At 66.7% G+C, this 16,960-nt stretch carries 19 protein-coding genes; 8 read left to right on the top strand and 11 right to left on the bottom strand.

Features of this window, described 5'->3' with window-relative positions:
• The first annotated feature begins 162 nt into the window (after positions 1–162).
• Together BMX07_RS00285 and pth2 are read left to right on the top strand one after the other, a co-directional pair.
• Positions 163–975, top strand: a complete 813-nt coding sequence (locus tag BMX07_RS00285; RefSeq protein WP_090611643.1) for a hypothetical protein — start codon at positions 163–165, stop codon at positions 973–975.
• 172 nt (positions 976–1,147) lie between these two features.
• Positions 1,148–1,486 carry a peptidyl-tRNA hydrolase Pth2 gene (pth2, locus tag BMX07_RS00280; protein WP_090611639.1) on the top strand — a complete coding sequence of 113 codons (339 nt, stop codon included), beginning with the start codon at positions 1,148–1,150 and terminating at the stop codon, positions 1,484–1,486.
• Positions 1,487–1,509: 23 nt separating this feature from the next.
• Here pth2 and BMX07_RS00275 read toward each other — a convergent pair whose 3' ends face one another.
• The gene (locus BMX07_RS00275; RefSeq protein WP_090611637.1) at positions 1,510–2,490 is read right to left on the bottom strand and encodes a DMT family transporter; all 981 of its coding nucleotides are present in this window, start codon (positions 2,488–2,490) and stop codon (positions 1,510–1,512) included.
• Between the two features lie 239 nt (positions 2,491–2,729).
• On the opposite strand from BMX07_RS00275, the gene BMX07_RS00270 reads away from it, so the two are divergent.
• Positions 2,730–3,524, top strand: coding sequence for a helix-turn-helix transcriptional regulator (locus tag BMX07_RS00270; RefSeq protein ID WP_090611634.1), 795 nt, complete (start codon positions 2,730–2,732; stop codon positions 3,522–3,524).
• A 28-nt stretch (positions 3,525–3,552) separates the two neighbouring features.
• On the opposite strand, the gene BMX07_RS00265 is transcribed toward BMX07_RS00270, so the two are convergent.
• Positions 3,553–5,220 carry a spermidine synthase gene (locus BMX07_RS00265; protein ID WP_090611631.1) on the bottom strand — a complete coding sequence of 556 codons (1,668 nt, stop codon included), beginning with the start codon at positions 5,218–5,220 and terminating at the stop codon, positions 3,553–3,555.
• Positions 5,221–5,339: 119 nt separating this feature from the next.
• On the opposite strand from BMX07_RS00265, the gene BMX07_RS00260 reads away from it, so the two are divergent.
• Positions 5,340–5,750 carry a polyketide cyclase gene (locus tag BMX07_RS00260; protein WP_090611627.1) on the top strand — a complete coding sequence of 137 codons (411 nt, stop codon included), beginning with the start codon at positions 5,340–5,342 and terminating at the stop codon, positions 5,748–5,750.
• A gap of 49 nt (positions 5,751–5,799) precedes the next feature.
• Here the strand turns inward: BMX07_RS00260 and BMX07_RS00255 are convergent, their stop codons facing one another.
• The 3 genes from BMX07_RS00255 to BMX07_RS00245 form a co-directional block, all read right to left on the bottom strand.
• Positions 5,800–6,999, bottom strand: a complete 1,200-nt coding sequence (locus BMX07_RS00255) for a redox-regulated ATPase YchF (RefSeq protein WP_090611624.1) — start codon at positions 6,997–6,999, stop codon at positions 5,800–5,802.
• Positions 7,000–7,295: 296 nt separating this feature from the next.
• Positions 7,296–8,270, bottom strand: coding sequence for an ArsA family ATPase (locus BMX07_RS00250; RefSeq protein ID WP_090611620.1), 975 nt, complete (start codon positions 8,268–8,270; stop codon positions 7,296–7,298).
• Positions 8,270–8,566 carry a DUF7990 family protein gene (locus tag BMX07_RS00245; protein WP_090611616.1) on the bottom strand — a complete coding sequence of 99 codons (297 nt, stop codon included), beginning with the start codon at positions 8,564–8,566 and terminating at the stop codon, positions 8,270–8,272. Before BMX07_RS00245 ends, BMX07_RS00250 begins: the two co-directional genes overlap by 1 nt.
• 74 nt (positions 8,567–8,640) lie before the next feature.
• Between BMX07_RS00245 and BMX07_RS00240 the strand changes: the two genes are divergently transcribed.
• Entirely contained in the window at positions 8,641–9,888 is a 1,248-nt protein-coding gene (locus BMX07_RS00240) for a CobW family GTP-binding protein (RefSeq protein WP_090611612.1), read from the top strand.
• Here BMX07_RS00240 and BMX07_RS00235 read toward each other — a convergent pair whose 3' ends face one another.
• Together BMX07_RS00235 and BMX07_RS00230 are read right to left on the bottom strand one after the other, a co-directional pair.
• Positions 9,889–10,092, bottom strand: coding sequence for a hypothetical protein (locus BMX07_RS00235; protein WP_090611608.1), 204 nt, complete (start codon positions 10,090–10,092; stop codon positions 9,889–9,891).
• 116 nt (positions 10,093–10,208) lie between these two features.
• Entirely contained in the window at positions 10,209–10,529 is a 321-nt protein-coding gene (locus tag BMX07_RS00230; RefSeq protein ID WP_090611604.1) for a hypothetical protein, read from the bottom strand.
• Between the two features lie 132 nt (positions 10,530–10,661).
• On the opposite strand from BMX07_RS00230, the gene BMX07_RS00225 reads away from it, so the two are divergent.
• Positions 10,662–10,886 (top strand): DUF8107 family protein, encoded by a 225-nt coding sequence (locus BMX07_RS00225; RefSeq protein ID WP_090611600.1) that lies wholly within the window; start codon positions 10,662–10,664, stop codon positions 10,884–10,886.
• A 19-nt stretch (positions 10,887–10,905) separates the two neighbouring features.
• On the opposite strand, the gene BMX07_RS00220 is transcribed toward BMX07_RS00225, so the two are convergent.
• Entirely contained in the window at positions 10,906–11,154 is a 249-nt protein-coding gene (locus BMX07_RS00220; RefSeq protein WP_090611596.1) for a DUF8007 family protein, read from the bottom strand.
• Positions 11,155–11,352: 198 nt separating this feature from the next.
• Between BMX07_RS00220 and BMX07_RS00215 the strand changes: the two genes are divergently transcribed.
• Entirely contained in the window at positions 11,353–11,961 is a 609-nt protein-coding gene (locus BMX07_RS00215) for a DUF8052 family protein (protein WP_090611592.1), read from the top strand.
• An 82-nt stretch (positions 11,962–12,043) separates the two neighbouring features.
• Here the strand turns inward: BMX07_RS00215 and BMX07_RS00210 are convergent, their stop codons facing one another.
• A complete protein-coding gene (locus BMX07_RS00210) occupies positions 12,044–13,882 on the bottom strand; it encodes a carbon starvation CstA family protein (RefSeq protein ID WP_090611589.1) in 1,839 nt (612 codons plus the stop codon).
• Positions 13,883–14,193: 311 nt separating this feature from the next.
• On the bottom strand, positions 14,194–15,261 hold the full coding sequence (locus BMX07_RS00205; protein ID WP_090611585.1) for a pyridoxal-phosphate-dependent aminotransferase family protein: 1,068 nt from the start codon (positions 15,259–15,261) through the stop codon (positions 14,194–14,196).
• A gap of 147 nt (positions 15,262–15,408) precedes the next feature.
• Between BMX07_RS00205 and BMX07_RS00200 the strand changes: the two genes are divergently transcribed.
• On the top strand, positions 15,409–16,092 hold the full coding sequence (locus tag BMX07_RS00200) for a class I SAM-dependent methyltransferase (protein ID WP_245742011.1): 684 nt from the start codon (positions 15,409–15,411) through the stop codon (positions 16,090–16,092).
• Positions 16,093–16,151: 59 nt separating this feature from the next.
• On the opposite strand, the gene BMX07_RS00195 is transcribed toward BMX07_RS00200, so the two are convergent.
• Complete coding sequence (locus BMX07_RS00195) at positions 16,152–16,928, bottom strand: NAD(P)H-hydrate dehydratase (RefSeq protein WP_090614697.1); 777 nt, start codon at positions 16,926–16,928, stop codon at positions 16,152–16,154.
• Positions 16,929–16,960 lie beyond the last annotated feature (32 nt).

Below are 16,960 nucleotides of genomic sequence, written 5' to 3'. Positions count from 1 at the left end.
GCCGCGAACGGATCGCACGGTTCGGTTCGTTGCGCCCCCTCTCGAAGGTGGGGACGGGATGCGGAAGCGTCCGCAGCCGATACTGCCGGAACCTATTACCGATCTGAACGTCCATTCTCGACGGCCTAATCGATTATAACCCCGCATCTCGAAAGGCGGCGCATGGAGGGGAAGCAGGACCGGTTCAACGGTGATACGAGGGTTCTGCACCAGCGAGCGGTCAGAATACCGTTGTCCGATCACGAGGCCGAGCGGATCTTTCACGAGAACATGATGACCGTGGCGGACGCTCGAGTGCGGAAGGCGGAGTTGCTCGCTGATCCGGCAATATCGGTGCTGGACGCCTACGAAGCGGAACGGGAGCGCATCGCCGAGAGCTTCGAGCGGCGACTCCGACGGATCGCCGGTGACAACTACGAGGAGGTCGCGATGGCGTACCACCGCGGCGAGCGCGACGATCGGATCGGCGCGCTCGCCGCGTACTACTTCGAGGGGGCGTGGCGAATCCAACAGCGAACCACCATCACGGACATGCTGTTTTCCCCCCTCATCCTCCGCTACCCCGACAGCTTCACGATGAACATCAGATTCGCGAGCGGGTACACCACGCGGAAGTCGATTCGCTACGAGTCGCCGGAACACTCCTCGGAAGAGCTCGACGAGTACGCCGAGACCTACTACGAGGAAAGTCTGTACTCCCAACAGCAGGCGGCGGACTACCTCAGAGAGACGGCGGAGATCATCCGCGAGGAGTTCCCGGACCCCGACGAGAGTTCGTTCGAGGATCATCAGTACGGCGGTATCGTCTCGGCCGGCGGCCGCCGCGGATCGGTCTTCTCCGTGATGCTCGAGCGCGTCGAGCCGGATCCCGACCGGTTTTCCGACCCGGTCGACGAGCCGTCCCTCGTCGAAGCGGGGCCGGAGGCGAGACGGACGGAACGGGACCTCCTTCCGGACAGCGAAATCGTTCACTGATTCGGCTCGGCCGGGACCGCAGTTGTCAGCTCGGACCGACGCGGCCGTCAGTTCGGAACCCGCTCGACCGCCGATCAGCCATCCCGAACCGGTCACAGCCCGGGACCGGTTCGGTGGTGCTCTCGTCGCCGACATAGGTACGGCTAAAGGTGTCCCCGTTCTCGAGTCGTCCATGAAACAGGCCATCGTCGCCCGCACCGACATCGGCATGGGACAGGGAAAGCTCGCCGCGCAGGTCGCTCACGCGTCGCTGTCGGCCTACGAGAAGGCCGACAGCCAGTTGCGGGACCAGTGGAAGCAGGGCGGGCAGAAGAAAGTCGTCCTGAAAGGCGAGAGCGAGCGCCAACTCTACGAACTCTCGGAGATCGCCGAGCGAGACGGGATCCCCACCGCCGTCGTCCGGGACGCCGGTCACACCCAACTCGAGCCCGGGACCGTCACCGCGCTGGCCGTCGGGCCGGCGGCGGACGACCGCGTCGATAGCGTCACCGGCGATCTCTCCCTGTTCTAGCCGCTCGGAACGGAGCCGCCCCGTCAGTCGGAGCGGTAGCCGCGGGGTTCCTCCCTGACCGCCGACTCGTCGTCGGAGAGCGGCGGGTCGGCCGGCAGACGCGGGAGCCGCGAACGGACGTCGATGGATTTGCTCCCGAGCACTGCGAAGCCGGCGAAGATGGTCAGGAAGCCGGCGACGGCCGGCGCGTCGATCGTCTCGTCGAGCAGCGCCCACCCGCCGAGCGTCGAGACGACGGGCACGACGTAGAAGATCAGGTTCGCGCGGATCGCACCGGCCGCGTCGATGAGGCCGAAGTAGGCGATGTACGCGAGGACGCCCGCGAAGATGCTGACGTAGCCAAGCGCCAGGACCGCCTCGGTGGACCACGCGATCGCCGCCATCGATTCGCCGCCCGTCCAGGCCAGCAGGTGACACAGCGCCGCGGCGAAGGGCAGCCCCCAGGCGACGCGGACCGTGCTCGAGAGGTCGCTGTCGGCACGCCGGATCAGTACTGCGCCGAGCGCGGCGGCGATCGCGCCGACGAAGAGGATTCCCTTGCCGACGGCCCCGCCGAGCAGGTTCGCGGGATCGGGACTGACCACGAGGCCGACGCCGAGCAGACCGAGTCCCATGCCCGCCACGCCGCGGGGGGAGAGCCGCTCGTCGGAGAGCAAGAGCGCGGCGAACACCGGCGTCATGATGGGGTTGAGACTGTAGACGATCGAGGCGACGGCGCTGGAGACGTACCCTTGCCCGACGAACAGCAAGGCGTTCGTCAGGCCGATCGCGAGCACCCCGGTCGCGAGGATCCCGCCGACGTCGCCGCGGGTCCGCGGGAGCAGTTCGGACCGCGACGACGTCAGCCCGACGTACGCCAGCATGACGACGGCCGCGACGTCGAACCGAAGCGCCACGAACAGCAGCGGCGGGAAATACGCGAGGCCGGCCTTCGCGGCGACGAACGTGCCGCCGAAGAGCAGACTCGAGAGGGCGAAGAAGGCGGCGGTGCGACGAGAGACCATCTACGCCGTCACCTCCGGCGGGACCGTGTGCGTCGGACCGAACGCGGCCGACACACGAATAGCGAAAATCATCGTACTCAACCGTACGAGCTCCGGGGTTATAGTTTCGTTCAGAAATAGTTTCACGGTAAGAAACGACGGCGGGCCGGGAAAGAACCGGGTGCCGCGACACCGCCGCAGGTCGTGAAATAGTTTCACGCTACGAAAGCGGTTTACCGACGCAACCACGAGAAGGCCGTATGGAATCGGCGCTCGAAGAGATCGAGTTCCTCGCTCTTTCGTCGAACCGCGTCGAGGTGCTCGGGCTACTCTCGGCGGGACGACGCACGCGAAACGAATTGGCGGACGCGACCGGCGCCTCGCAGGCGACGCTGGGGCGGATTCTCGGCGACTTCGAGGACCGGTCGTGGATCAGACACGACGGTCGCGAGTACGTCGCGACCGCGACGGGTCGACTGGTTTCGGAGGGGTTCACCGACCTGCGGGAGATCCTCGAGACCGAGGAGAAGCTCCGGGAGATCGTGGACTACCTGCCGACGCACGCGATGGACTTCGACCTCCGGCGGCTCTCGGACGCGACGATCACCGTCCCCAGCGCGACGCGGCCGAACGCGCCGCTGGCCCGGTTGCTCGATTTCCTCCGGGAAGGCGTCGCAGTCCGGACGTTTTCCCACACGTTCAACGAACAGACTCTGCGCGTCGTTCGAGAGCGCGTCACCGACGGTAACCAGCAGTTCAGAGGCGTCTTCGGCCGGAGCGCGATCGACGCCCTCGCCGACGACTCGGCGCTGTGCGGACAGCTCGAGCGCCTGCTCGCGGCCGAGGACGCCGAGCTCCGGGTCCGCGAGGAGGGGGTCCCGATCGCGATCATGATCGTCGACGAGATCGTCTACCTGCTCTTGCGCGACGAGAACGGCATTCTGCGGGCTTCCGTCGACACCGACGACGACGCCGTGCGCTCGTGGGCCGAGGACTCGCTGGACCACTACTGGCGGACCGCGACGCCGCTCGAACTCGAGACGCTGTCGGACTGACGGGCCGTCGGGGCGGCGTCGTCCGAAGCTACGCCGGCGGCGGACCGGGCGATACCGGGCCGGCCGGTGCCGCCTCGAGTCCCGGTACCGGTCGCGCGAGCGCGGATTGATCCGGCGCGACGGCGATCGACGCGGGTTCGGGGTCCGTCTGCTCGTCCTCCGTCTGCTCGATGACGTACTCCTGGCCGACCGTCGACGCCTGCAGGGAATCGACGGGCGCGTGGTCCTCGGTCAGCACCGGCAAGCCGTCGGTGTTGGGCTCGCTCATCGAGGCGTTGACCTCGTCGCTCAGATCGATCCCCAGCTGGCGGTTCTCGTTTCGCTCGGCGAGTTCCGCGTCGGTGAAGTCGGTGTCGGCCTTCGTCGCGATGACTTCGATGTTCTGCACCGAGTCCCAGTTCGACGTTCGGTAGCTGTAGGTCGAGGCGAACGCCTCGTCGATGGTCTTGTACTGCGCCCGGTAGAACTCGGAGCCGACACCGCTGGGCGCGGAGATGACGTTCGCGAGGAACACCCCGTCGTCGGTCAGCCGCTGTTCGACCAGCTCCATGAAGTCCAGTTGCGTCAGGTGGATCGGGACCTGATCCTTCTGGTAGGCGTCGAGCACGATCACGTCGTACTTCGTCTCGGTGTCCCGGAGGAACTGCTTTCCGTCCGCCGTGTGGACGGTCAGGTTCTCGCTCTCCTCGAGGCGGAAGTGGTCCTTCGCGGCTCGGGTCACGTCGGGATCGAGTTCGGCGACGTCCACGTTGACGTCGTACTTCCGCTCGAAGTCCTTCGGCCCCGTATAGCCGCCCCCGCCGATGAACAACACGTTCTCGACCTCGTCCGGGTCGTCGACCATCAGCATCGGGAGGTGGAAGTAGCGCGTGTACTCGAAGACGTGTCGGTCCGGATCTTCGAGATCCATCGCGCTGTGGCGAGCCCCGTCGAGGTACAGCGTCCGCGTATCGCTGTTGTCGATGACCTCGAGTTCCTGGTACGGCGTCTGGGTCTGGTAGACGACATCGCCGCGATGGTCGAACGCCACCGGACCGATCCCGGCTGCGACGACGAGCAGCACCGCGATGGCGACGCTGGCTGCCGCCGGCTTCGGTGCGAGCGCCGGGAGCGTGAGCGCGAACGCGGTGCCGACGAGGACGAATCCAAACAGGAGTCCGATGGCGTCGATGCCGAGCGACGGAATGAGGAGATAGGTCGTCGCGCCCGCGCCGACGATACTGCCGATGGTGCCCAGCGCGTAGACGTGGCCCGACGCCTCCCCGGTCCCCTCCTTCTGGGAGAGTTCGGCCGCGTAGGGGCTGATAAAGCCCAGCAGGTACGTCGGCGGGCCGAAGAGGATGAGCACGGCCGGGAGCGAGGCGTACCGGGCCGGCAGCGGCATCGCGGACGCCGTGAGCAACAGCTGATCGCTCGCGTAGACGACGATCGCGACGTAGCCCGCCGTCCCGAGCATGATCCAGCCCATTCGCCGGTTCGACGCCGTCGACGCCCGCTTCCCGCCCTGCCAGTAGCCGAGGCTCAGGGCGGCCAGAAAGACGGTGATGATACTGCCCCAGGTGTAGATGCTGCTGCCGAACTGGGGGGCGATGATCCGGCCCGCGAGGATCTCCAGGCCCATACTGGTGACGCCGGAGACGAACACCGCGACGTCGGGTTTCGTCGGCCGGTAGGTGGACGGATACCGCAGACTCATTATCGGGACATAGCGGGCCTGCGACGAGAACCTGTCGCCTCACGGCGGTCGTCGCCGGTAACCGAACGGCGTCGCGCCAGTCGGCGGTTTTTACGTCGCTCCCGTGCGTCCGGACCGGTATGCGCGAGGTGACGGTCTCTCGAGTCGTCGACGTCTCCGCCGACGACCTGTCGGCGCGGCTCGAGCCAGCGACGATCGTCGAGGCGGAGGGGAGTTTCGCGGTCGAAACCGTCGACGACCGAGACGGCGCGACTATCGTCGTCGCCAGCGGCCCCGGGATGCGGCTGCCGCTGCGGTTCGAGGACCGCGACGGGACGATCTACTACACGCAAGAGAGCGACCGCGGCCCCTTCTCGGAGATGGAAACCTGGCTCGAGTACGATGCGGTCGACGCCGAGCGAACGCGAGTCACGGTCCGGTCGGCGGTCGAACTCGCCGCACCACTTCCCTTCGGCGATCGGATCGCCGCCTGGAAACGCCGCGGGGAGCTTCGGAACCTGCTCGAGGCGGTCGAGACCGGGCTCGACTGACGCGAGTCGGGGTCCGAGGAGCGCGTCGGATTCGACCGGTCGAGACGCGTCAGTTCGTGGTGATGACTTCGATGACGTCTCGCGACTCGACCTCGTAGTCCTTGCCGAGCTGGCGGTTCGTCCGGCAGTCGATCGCGTGCAGGAAGCCGTCGCCGATGTCGGAGTGGAGGCTGTAGGCGAAGTCCTCGGCGGTCGAGTTCGGCGGGATCAGGTAGCAGTCGGGCAGCACCTCGCCGCGCTCGTTGCCCAGCCCGTTCGCCCCGCCGGGGAACACCGGCGTGACGCCGAGCACGTCGAAGAGCGCGGTCTCGAGGGCCGCCTGAACGCCCGTCGCGCCGAACTCGTCGAGGAAGTCCCGGATCTGCTCGAGGCCCTGCTCCTGCTCGTCGGAGACGTCGCCCGTGATTTCGAACCCCGCGTCGCCGGGCCGGTAGTCGACGACGCCGGCCTTGTCGGCCGACTTCAGGGCCTTCTCCGCGTGGGCGCTACAGGGGACGATCGTCAGGTGGTCGTAGTCCGGATCGGCAGTGATCTCCTCGTAGTTCGCCTGCGCCTCGGGGGTGTCCATCTTGTTCGCCGCGATGACCATCGGCTTGGTCTCCTTGCGGATCTCGCGGGCGAGCTCGAGGCGGTCGTCCTCGTCCCACTCGTCGGGGTCGAAGCCGACGCCGACGCGCCGAACGAGCCGTTTGATCTCGTCTTCGTTCGTTTTGAACGCGCTCATCTGCTCGGCGAGCTCCTCCTCGATGGCGTCGTCCTCGGTGGTGTACCCCGTCTCGTATCGCTCGATCCCCTTCTTCAGGACGCCCAGATACCACTGGTCGAGTTCCTCCTCGAGGAACGCGATGTCGTCCCGGGGATCGTGGCCCTCCGTCGCTTCGCCCTCGGCGTCGGTCTTCCCCGAGAAGTCGACGACGTGGACGAGCACGTCGGTCTCGTTGAGGTCCGAGAGGAACTGGTTGCCGAGCCCGTTGCCCTCGTGCGCCCCGGGGATCAGCCCGGCCACGTCGACGAGTTTCGTCGGGACGAACCGCGTCCCGTCGCCACAGTAGCCGACGTTCGGCGTACACTCCTCGTCGAACTCGGGTGCCGCGCAGTCGACGCGGACGTAGGCCTCGCCGACGCTGGGGTCGATGGTCGTGAACGGGTAGGCCCCTTCGGGCACGTCGTTCATCGTCGCCGCGTTGAAGAAGGAGGACTTGCCGACGGAGGGTTTGCCGACGAGTCCGATCCGGTAACTCGTACTCATTATCCGTCCGTCGCGCGGCCCGGGTAAACGGGTTTCCTTCCGATCGCAGAATGGTATGTGAGAGCGTGACGCGAACGAATTCGAAACGTCCGTCCGTTCAACAAGACAGGCACACGACCGGGTTGGTCCCTTCGGGCACGTCGTTCATCGTCGCCGTCGCAGAATCGGTGTGCGATTCTGCGGCCCGTCAGAGCGGCGCTCTGACGATGGCGTCGAAGAAGGAGGACTTGCCGACGGACGGTTGCCGACGAGTGCGATCCGACGAAGCAGCCCCGAGTTCTCTGCTCCCGCTCGAGCTAGACGTGCGTCGGCGGTTCGGCGGCCGTGTCGATATCGAGCTCGGCGGCGACGTCCCCCAGGAGATCGCCTTTCACTTCCGAGCTCCGCCAGCCGATCTCGGCGACCAGCGGCGGCTCGAACTCCGAACGGATCGTCTCGAGGCGTTCCGTCTCGGTCTCGACGCGCTCGCGGAGGTAGCGCGCGCCGCGGCCGTTCTCGTCGGCGTCCGGCGACGGCGTGAGCTTGTTGGCGACGAGGCCGCGGACCGCGAGGTCTTTCTCCCGCAGGTCGCCGATCGCGCGCCGCGTCTCGTTCAGCGACAGTTCGTCCGGGTTCAAAACGAGGAAGAAGGCGGCGTCGTCGTGCAGCGCCGAGCCGGCGAACTCGAAGAACTCCTTGCGATTCTCGAGCCGGGCGAGGACGGGATCGCCCTCCATCACGCGGCGCGGTTCGTTGTTCCCGACGGCAGCCTTCTCGAAGAGGTCGATGCTCGTCCGCCGCTTGTGCATCAGCCGGTCGATCCAGCCTTCCAGTAGTTCCGGGAGTCCGAGCAGTCGGAGCGTACTCCCCGTCGGCGAGGTGTCGAAGACGACGCGGTCGTACGGCTCCGCGTTCCGCATCACGTCGATGAACCGGTCGAACAGCGCCGATTCGTAGGCTCCCGGCGTCCCGTGGGCCATCTCGAGCTGGCGGTTGATCTCGTTGACCATCGACGCCGACACCTGCTCGGAGAGGTCCTGGCGGATCTCGTCGAGGTGGCGGGTCACCTCGTCGTCGGGGTCGATCTCCATCGCGTCGAGTCCGTCGATTCCCGCGACCGATTGCGGCGAGTCGTCGAACGGCTGGTCGAACACGTCGGTGACGGAGTGGGCCGGGTCGGTCGAGACGACGAGCGTCCGCTGGCCGTCGCGAGCACAGCGAAGCGCGTACGCACACGACACCGTCGTTTTGCCGACGCCGCCCTTGCCGCCGAAGAAGACGAATGGCTCCATCAGAAGTGGTACTGCTGCCCCTTGCGTTCGAGGTACGTCCCGCGGTCCCACAGCCGCCGCTCCCACGATTCGAACTCGTCCTCGAGGTACGGGAGCAGCTCCGCGGTGTAGTACGAAACCGGTGACGGGATGCCGAAGGCGTCCGGGAAACACGCCAAAATGAACGCGTCCTCGGCGTCTTCGGCTTCCTTTTCGATCTTCTCGTAGGCCGGATGCGAGATCATCCCGTGGTAGAGCCCCCGTAACCACTCGTCGAGCGTCTCGCGAAACGCTTCGATCCGGTCGGCCAAGTCCATGCCCGTATCTGTGTATCGAACGGTAAAAACCCTCGTGGCTCGCTTTCAAGGCGATCCGCCCCCAGTGTCCAGCTATGGAGACGAACACGGACGACGGAATTCCCGTCACCATCCTCTCGGGGAGTCTGGGGGCCGGCAAGACGACGCTTCTCAATCACTTGCTATCGAACGCCGGCGATCGAACGCTGGCGGTCCTCGTCAACGATATGGGCGAGGTCAACGTCGACGCCGAACTCGTCGCCGAGGGCTCGGAACTCGAGCTCGACGACGGCGTGACGGAGCTCTCGAACGGCTGTATCTGCTGTGAACTGCAGGACGATCTCGAGACGGCCGTGGTCAGGCTGGCCCGCGATCGCTCGTTCGACCACCTCGTCGTCGAGTCGTCGGGGATCTCCGAGCCTGCCCCCGTCGCGCGGCTGTTTACCACCGAATCCCGCGTCGCGGCGCGCTACGACGTCGACACGCTCGTGACCGTCCTCGACACGCCCGCGTTCCTCGAGACCTTCGCGGGGGAGGACCAGCCGGAGCGGCGGGGGACGGCGGAGGACCGGCCGCTCTCGGATCTGCTCGTCGAGCAGGTCGAGGTCTCGAACGTCGTCCTGCTCAACAAGGCGGATCTCTGTAGCGAGGCAGAACTCGCGGACGCCGAGGAACTCGTCGGCGCGCTCCAGCCGGACGCGGAGACGATCCGCACGGAGTTTTCGGCCGTCGATCCCGACCGCCTGCTCGGCGCTGCCCTGTTCGACGCCGGCCGAGTGAACGACTTGCCGGGCTGGAAACGCGCGCTCGAGTCGGCCGACGGCGACGACGGCCACGCCGATCACCACGATCACGACGGCCGGGCCGAGAGCCGTACCGACGACCACCACGGTCACCACCACCCCGACGAGGTGTACGGCGTCTCGTCGTTCGTCTACCGGTCACGACGGCCGTTCCACCCCGAACGGTTCGCCGCGTTCCTCCGGGACCTCCCGCGATCGATCGTCCGCGCGAAGGGGACCGCCTGGCTCGCCGACAACGAGATGCGGGTGTCGGTCGCGCAGGCCGGGCCGTCGATCAGAGCCACCGCACAGGGCCCCTGGATCGCGAGCCTCCCCGAGGTCGAGCGCGACATGTACCGGTCGAACCGACCGAATCTCGAGTGGCACGACGAGCACGGGGACCGTCGGACCGAACTCGTCTTCATCGGCACCGACTACGACGAAGGGGCGCTCCGAGCGGCGCTCGAGGACGCGCTCGTCACCGACGAGGAGTGGGACTCGGATCTCGACGGGCCGTTCCCCGCGGAACAGGGCGCGGAGACCGTCGTCCGAGAACCGTAGTCAGCACGCACAGTCCCGTCCGGTCGACCGCTCGAAACGCATCTCGGTTCCGCAGTCCGGACAGACCGGGTCGCCCTCGAGTTCGACGTCCCTGATCCGGACGCCGCAGTCGTCACACCAGTAGGCACCGTCGGAGCCGTCGTCGGGACGGCCCTTCGGTGCGGGCGAGGCGAGGGTCGCTTTCATCGATTCGAGGAGTCCCATAGTCGATCGTTCATCGGCAGCGGTAACAGCGTTATGCGATCGTGTGTCACAGTTGCACGACCGCGGACGGGATGGAGAACGCACCCGAACGCGAACCGGCGGCCGCGGGATCGCGACTAGCCGACGACCAGCGGGACCGCGAGGGCGACGAGGGCCGCCGCGAGGATCGGGATGAGGTAGAACAGTCGCTCCGCGCGGACTGCGGACGGAACGGTACCGGTCGTTTCCGGACGGAACGTCCACACGTGCCGGTAGAACGCAGCGACGGCGGTGACGGCGAACAGCACAGTGGAGAGCGCGATCGCGAGGTCGAGCGACAGGCCGAGCGCCTGGCCGTACAGCGGGCCGAACGACAAGAGGATCATGAACGAGAGGCCGACGACCACGACGAACGGGACCGGATCGACGTGCGATCCGTGGCGGTTTCGAAGGTGCATAGCGATCCTTCTCCCTCGAGTCGCAAAGAGCTATACCACGGCCGGGGGTCCGCGTCCGAACGCTCAGCCCCGTCGGCGAGCCGTGGGCCCCGGACGGCGAACAGTTAAGTGGCGGTGACGACCTCTCCCTGTATGAGCGATGGCGATTCCGAACAGGAGGGGTTCGAGGCGGGGGTATCGTCCTCGCGGGGCGATCCGCGCGTCCTGATCGCGATGAACGCCGTGCTCTCGACGCTGTTCGCGTGGTCGATCGTCTGGGGACTGTCGTATCTCGACTTCCTCGAGTTCGGGTTCATCAACGTCGCTACGGCCGCGATACTGTTATTTTCGATGACGTATCTCGTGACGATGTCGTGAGCGCGATCCGCCGGCCCGGCTAGCGCCCGTAAATCAGCCGCTTGCCGAGGTCGTCGAGTCGATCGGAGACGCGTCCGGCCCAGGCACCCGGCGATATCCGTCGAAGTTCGTCGTCGTCGACCTCGATGGTTGCCTCGCCGAACGGGTTCCGGTTCACTTCACCGTCGGACCCGTCGTCGCCGTCGTCGCCGTCGTCGCCGTAGGAGGCGACGTCGACGACCGTCGACATCGAACACCGGCCGCAGGATTCGGTTTTCTTCCCACCCATGTTATCCTCTTGCACGATAGTTCGTCTCCGGCGTCTAAAATCTGCCGGCTGCGTCGAGGCGTGGCGACGCTCGACCCACCGACGATTATTTGACACCCCGACGGTAACCGGAGGTATGAGAGAACGGGTCATGGATCGCGAGCGAACGGAGTCAGTGGTGGGCCGTGATCGGGTTCTGACACCCGCCACCGACGCGCGATGAGCGACGAGGCGACCCCGGCGGAACTGCCAGCGGAGATCCGCGAGGCGGTGCCCGACTGGGACGACGAGTATCTGGACCGGGTGTCCGACCGGCTGATGTACAACTACGACCTCGAGAAGGATCGCTCCGTCGCGGGCGAGCGGTGGGATCTCTACGGCGAGATGCGCGTGCTCAGTCAGAAGCAGTTCTTCCACCCGTCGCTTTCCTACGCCGATCACGAGGCCGAGGAGTACCTCTTCGCCCGGCGCGAGTCGCGGCCGACGGTCGCGGAACTCGAGCGACTCGTCGAGGTGGGTCACGACCTCGCGGACGAGCGGGTCGTCGCCGACGAGGAACACTTCGGGACGGACTTCACGTTCGTCCTCGTCGCCGACGAGATCCCCGACGACGTCCGCGAGTTCGTCGCCGGCTTCCGCGATCGGACGTTACTGAAGTTCGGCTATCACGGCCACTACGAGATCAATCTCGTCGTCGTCGCGCCCGCGGCCGACGATCACGTCGGCAGTGAGGCCGCCGACGTTACGGAGGCGTTTACCCTCTGGGAGGAGGTGAGCACGCCCGAAGAGGGGCTCCTTTCGCGGTTCGCGAAACGATTCTGGCGGTAGAACGAGCGCCGACGGTCGCGGACGGTTCCGGCGGGAGCTCTCACGCGGCAGCCGAAAGAAAACGAGCAGCGGCCGGTCGCCGTTAGTCGTCGCCGGGTTCCGCTGCGGGCCGCTCGGGTCCGCTGCGGACGGTCTGAATGTTCCGGTACCCCAGCCTGACCAGCGCGAGCGCCAGGCCGATGAGAACGAGGCCGATGGCCATCTGCACGCCCGAGGAGACCATCGCCTCGGCGGTCTCGGCCCCGCCCTGAAGCAAGTTCAGGTAGAGGTTCTCGTAGAACACCAGGATCGAGAGCCCGAGGACGGTGATCGTGACCATGATCGCCATCGGAACGCCGGTCGAAACGAGCTGCTTGTTGTCGTCCCAGTTCGCGAGCCAGACGGTCGCGGTGAGCAGCGCCAGCGCCGCGAGCAGCTGGTTCGCGCCGCCGAACAGCTGCCAGAGGACGACCCACTGCCCGGAGACGACGAGCAGGTAGGCAGGCAGGATCTGCACGAGCGGATTCGTGTACCGACCGCGTGCGATCGATTGCGGATCCATGTTGAGTCCCGTATCGGTCCGTCCCGCGGGCGTGCCGACGATCTCCTCCATCATGTATCGGCCGAGACGGACGGCCGTGTCGGTCGACGTGAGCAGGAAGCTACAGAGGACGAGCGCCATGAACACCGCGCCGACAGTCTCGGACACGCCGACACTCGTGAGGATGATACCGCCACCTTCGGCGAAGTTCGGAAGCGCAGCGCCGATTCCGCCCTCGGGATCGGCGAAGCCCGCCACCGCGAGCGTCGAGAGTGCGACCGCCGCGAGGAGTCCCTCGCCGAGCATCCCGCCGTAGCCGATCAGCCGGGCGTCGGTCTCGTTGTCGAGCTGTTTGGCGGTCGTCCCGGACGAAACGAGCGAGTGGAAGCCGCTGATGGTCCCGCAAGCGATCGTGATGAAAAGCAGTGGGAACAGCGGTGCGAGCCCCGCGCCCTCGACACCCCAGAACCCTTCGAACGCGCCGATGGAGCTATCGATGACGAGCGGGCTGGACGACGTCCCGAGCACCGTTCCGACGATGATCGCGACGATCGCCCCGCCGACGCCGGTGTACAGCAGGAACGACGACAGGTAGTCTCGCGGTTGAAGCAACACCCACACCGGCAGTGCGCTCGCGATCGCGGCATAGACCATGACGACCGGGATCCATCCCGCGGTGTTCCCGCCGAGCGCGGCCGCGCCAGGCACCCAGTCGCCGGCACCGCCGAGCAACACGATCGTTCCGGCCGGGTAGTCACCGGCAAACAGCGCCAGCGGGTACTGAAGGCCCACCCAGACGGACGCGAAGACACCCACGACGAAGACCACCGTTCCGGGGATGAACGGGCCGTTGAACTGGTACAGGTAAACGCCGAAGGCCAGCGCCAGCCCGATGTAGAGCAGCGAGGCCGTCACCACCTGCGGATACGCGTTGAAAACGATCCCGACCACGAGCGCGAACACCGCGACGACCAATATGATCGTCAGGAACGCGAACCACAGCAGCATGTTCTTCCCGCTCTCACCGACGTATTCGCCGATCATGTACCCGATCGACTTCCCCTCGTGACGGAGGCTCCCCGACAGCGAGACGAAGTCGTGCACGGCACCCATCAGCGGATTCCCGATGGCGATCCACAGCAAGGCCGGCACCCAGCCCCAGATGGCACCCGCCGTGATCGGCCCCACGATCGGTGCCCCACCCGCGATACTCGAGTAGTGGTGGCCCAACAGCACTGGTTTCTTCGATGGCACGTACTCCTGTCCGTCCTCGTACTTGTGTGCCGGTGTCTCCGCGTCCTCGTCGAGCTCGACGAACTGCGTGAGATATCTAGAGTATCCCACGTATCCAGCGGTGAAGGTCACCAACACTGCCGCGATGATCCATATTACCTGTGTCATGCTACTTCTACCCAAATGAAGTGGGCCCAATAACCTTAATTGTTATTTGTCTTTATTTGCGTATCCATCTCTATTTTTTAATCACAACTGTGCGATGGATAGCGCTTCACGACATCGGATCGAACCGCCTATACCGTCAGTAGACGTCCTGTATACCCGATCACTGGTAGCCGCGTCACCGTAGAAAACTGTTCAATCGTCCATAACGACCCGAAAATAGCCGCCGTTCGCGCGTGCACATAACCGTAAGATATATCTAAGAAGAGCGGGCCCCGAGAGAGGCCGGGCCGAACCCTGTTCCGAATCGTGGACTACTCGAGAACGGCGGCCACTGCGTCCATCGTCCGGTCGACGCGGTCGACCCGCGCGTTGTGTCCCATGTGGCCGATTCGGAGCACGTCGTCTTCGAGGTCGCCGAGTCCGGTCGCGAGCACGATATCGTGCTCGTCGGCCAGCGTTCGCTGGAGGGCGGTCGCGCTGCCGTCGACCTCGAGCGCGGTCACGGTCGGCGAGGCGGTCGCCTCGTCGGGGTAGAGTCCCAGTCCGATGGCGGCCGCTCGCTCGCGACAGCGCTCGGCGGCCGCCTCGTGGCGCTCGAAGACGTCCTCGAGTCCCTCCTCGAGCAGCAGGTCGATCGCGGTATCGAGTCCGTAGAGGTTCGACGCCAGATGGGTGTAGGGGAACCACTCCTCGTCGGCGGCGTCGCGCCACGGCTCGAGGTCGGTGTACAGGCTCTCGGTCTCGAAGGACTCGATCTTCGCCCAGGCGCGGTCGCTGACGGAGCAGACGGTCAGCCCCGGCGGCGCGCTGAAACACTTCTGGGAAGCTCCCAGGCAGACGTCGATCCGATCGGTCGGCACCGGCGTTCCACCGAGCGAGGAGACCGCGTCGACGACGCTGACGACGTCGTGCTCGTCGAGCACGTCGAGCACCGGCTCGAGATCGTTCAGGACGCCCGTCGGCGTCTCGCAGTGGACCATCGTCGCGACGTCGAACGACCCCGTCTCCAGGTGGGACTCGACGGTCGCGAGATCGAGCGGCCCCCGCCACGGCGCGTCGCAGACCACCGCCTCGCCGTCGGCCATCTCGACGAAGTCGGCGAACCCCTCGCCGTAGAGCCCGTTCGCGAGACAGAGCACCCGGTCGCCCGGCTCGACCAGCGACGCGACGGCGGCCTCGAGGCCGAGGATACCCTCGCCGCCGAGGATCGCGATATCGTCGTCGCCGTAGATCGCCTCGAGTTTGCCGGTCAGCGTCCGGTAGAACTCGAAGAACGCGGGCTCGACGTCCGGGTTCGGCGTGGGCTCGCTCATCCGCTCCCGGACGGCCGCGGGTACCTCGGTCGGGCCGGGCGTCATGCGGAGTCGATCGTCGGTCATACTGCTGATAGTGCGGCGTCCGGCAATAAAACCACTCGAGACGGTCGGCGAGCGCTCCCCGGTGCCGGTACGCCTCGCGGGGCGGTCCGCTTCGAAGCGGGGAAACCGGTTTGGGACCGGTCGTCGTTGGTTGCACCGAGTCGCTCAATGGCACCTCCCGATTCACGGCGGACGATGGGCGAGCGGCGGATCGAACACCCGATATTTGCGGCGCTCTACGACCGGTTCGTGCCGGATCGGTTTCTGGTCGGACTCCACCGCGAGTACCTCACCGCCGACCTCGCCGGGCGCGTCCTCGACCTCGGCGCGGGCAACGGTGCGATGATTCCCTACGCGGCCGACGCTGCGGACGAGGGCCTCGAGTACCACGCGATCGAACCGGACCCCCACATGCGACGCCGGGCGGCCGACGTCGCCGCCCGATCCGACCTGCGCGTCCACCTCCGCGACGACCGCGCCGAGTCGCTCCCGTACGTCGACGACGCTTTCGATGTCGCGCTCTCGAGTCTGGTCTTCTGTACCATCGCGGATCCCGACCCCGCGCTGGACGAACTCGCCCGCGTCCTGCGGCCGGGCGGGGAACTTCGGTTCCTCGAGCACGTGCGCAACGACGGCTGGCGGGCTCGGGCGCAGGAACGGCTCACGCCGCTGTGGGAGCGCGCCGCCGGCGGCTGCCAGCTTCACCGCGAGACGGTCGAGCGATTCGTCGGGCACGACGCGTTCGAGGTGCTCGAGATCGAACGAACCGACGTCGGGCTGTTTCCGGCGACGCCGGTCGTACGCGGACGGCTCCGACGCCGGCAGGTGCCGTCGCTCTCGGCCCGTTCGTGAGCGGGGTCTCGCCCCGATACCCGATATCCGGCTCACGAGCTCCAACGACTGAATCGCGCCTACCGAATCGTGTTCGGTATCCGCTCGATGACGTCGGTCGCGACGACGCCAGGCCCGTACTCGGCCGTGGCGAGTTCGCCGGTCTTGCCGAGGACCCACGCGCCGAGTTCGGCGGCCTCGCGGCGCTTCATCCCCTGACCGAGCAGGGACGCGATGATACCGGCCATCGTGTCCCCGGTCCCGGCGACGGTCATCGCCGACGTTCCCGTCTCGTTCTCGATCCGCACGCCCTCGGCGACGATCTCGTCGACGTCGCCGGTCAGGATGACGACCGCTCCCGTCTCCTCGGAGAACGTCTCGAGCGAGCCGTAGGCCTCGTAGATCGGGGCATCCTCGGAGCCGCTGGGCGTCAGGACCGCGTTCGAGAGATCGGCCTCGAGCGCGGGTTCGATTGCCAGCGCGTCGACGACGAGCGGACCCTCGATGCGGTCGACCGCCTCGCGGACCGCGTCGGGGTCGGCGTCGGCGAGGCCGGGGCCGATGACGAAGGCGTCGGCCCAGTCGGCCACCTCGAGCGTGCGGTCGATCGCGCCGTCGTAGAACTCCTCGTGACCGTGGTGGTCGACGAGCAGGTTCGGGGCGTGGCTCGCGACGATCTCGTAGATCGGTTCGGCGACGAACGCCCGGACGTGATCGGAGCCGGTCCGCAACGCCGCTCGCCCGACGAGCGCGGGCTGGTTCGGATACGCGACGCTGCCGCCGACGATCCCGACGCGGCCGTTGTCGTGCCCGCTCTCCTCCGAGACGTTCGAGAGCGTTTGCTGGAGCCGTGCCATACACACCGTCCCGAGCGGCGTCGGGTAGGCGT

It is taken from the genome of Natrinema salaciae (assembly GCF_900110865.1).
GTDB classification, from domain to species: domain Archaea; phylum Halobacteriota; class Halobacteria; order Halobacteriales; family Natrialbaceae; genus Natrinema; species Natrinema salaciae.
Note: the sequence above shows the minus strand (reverse complement) of the source record. Positions and strands in the feature narration are given on the sequence as shown.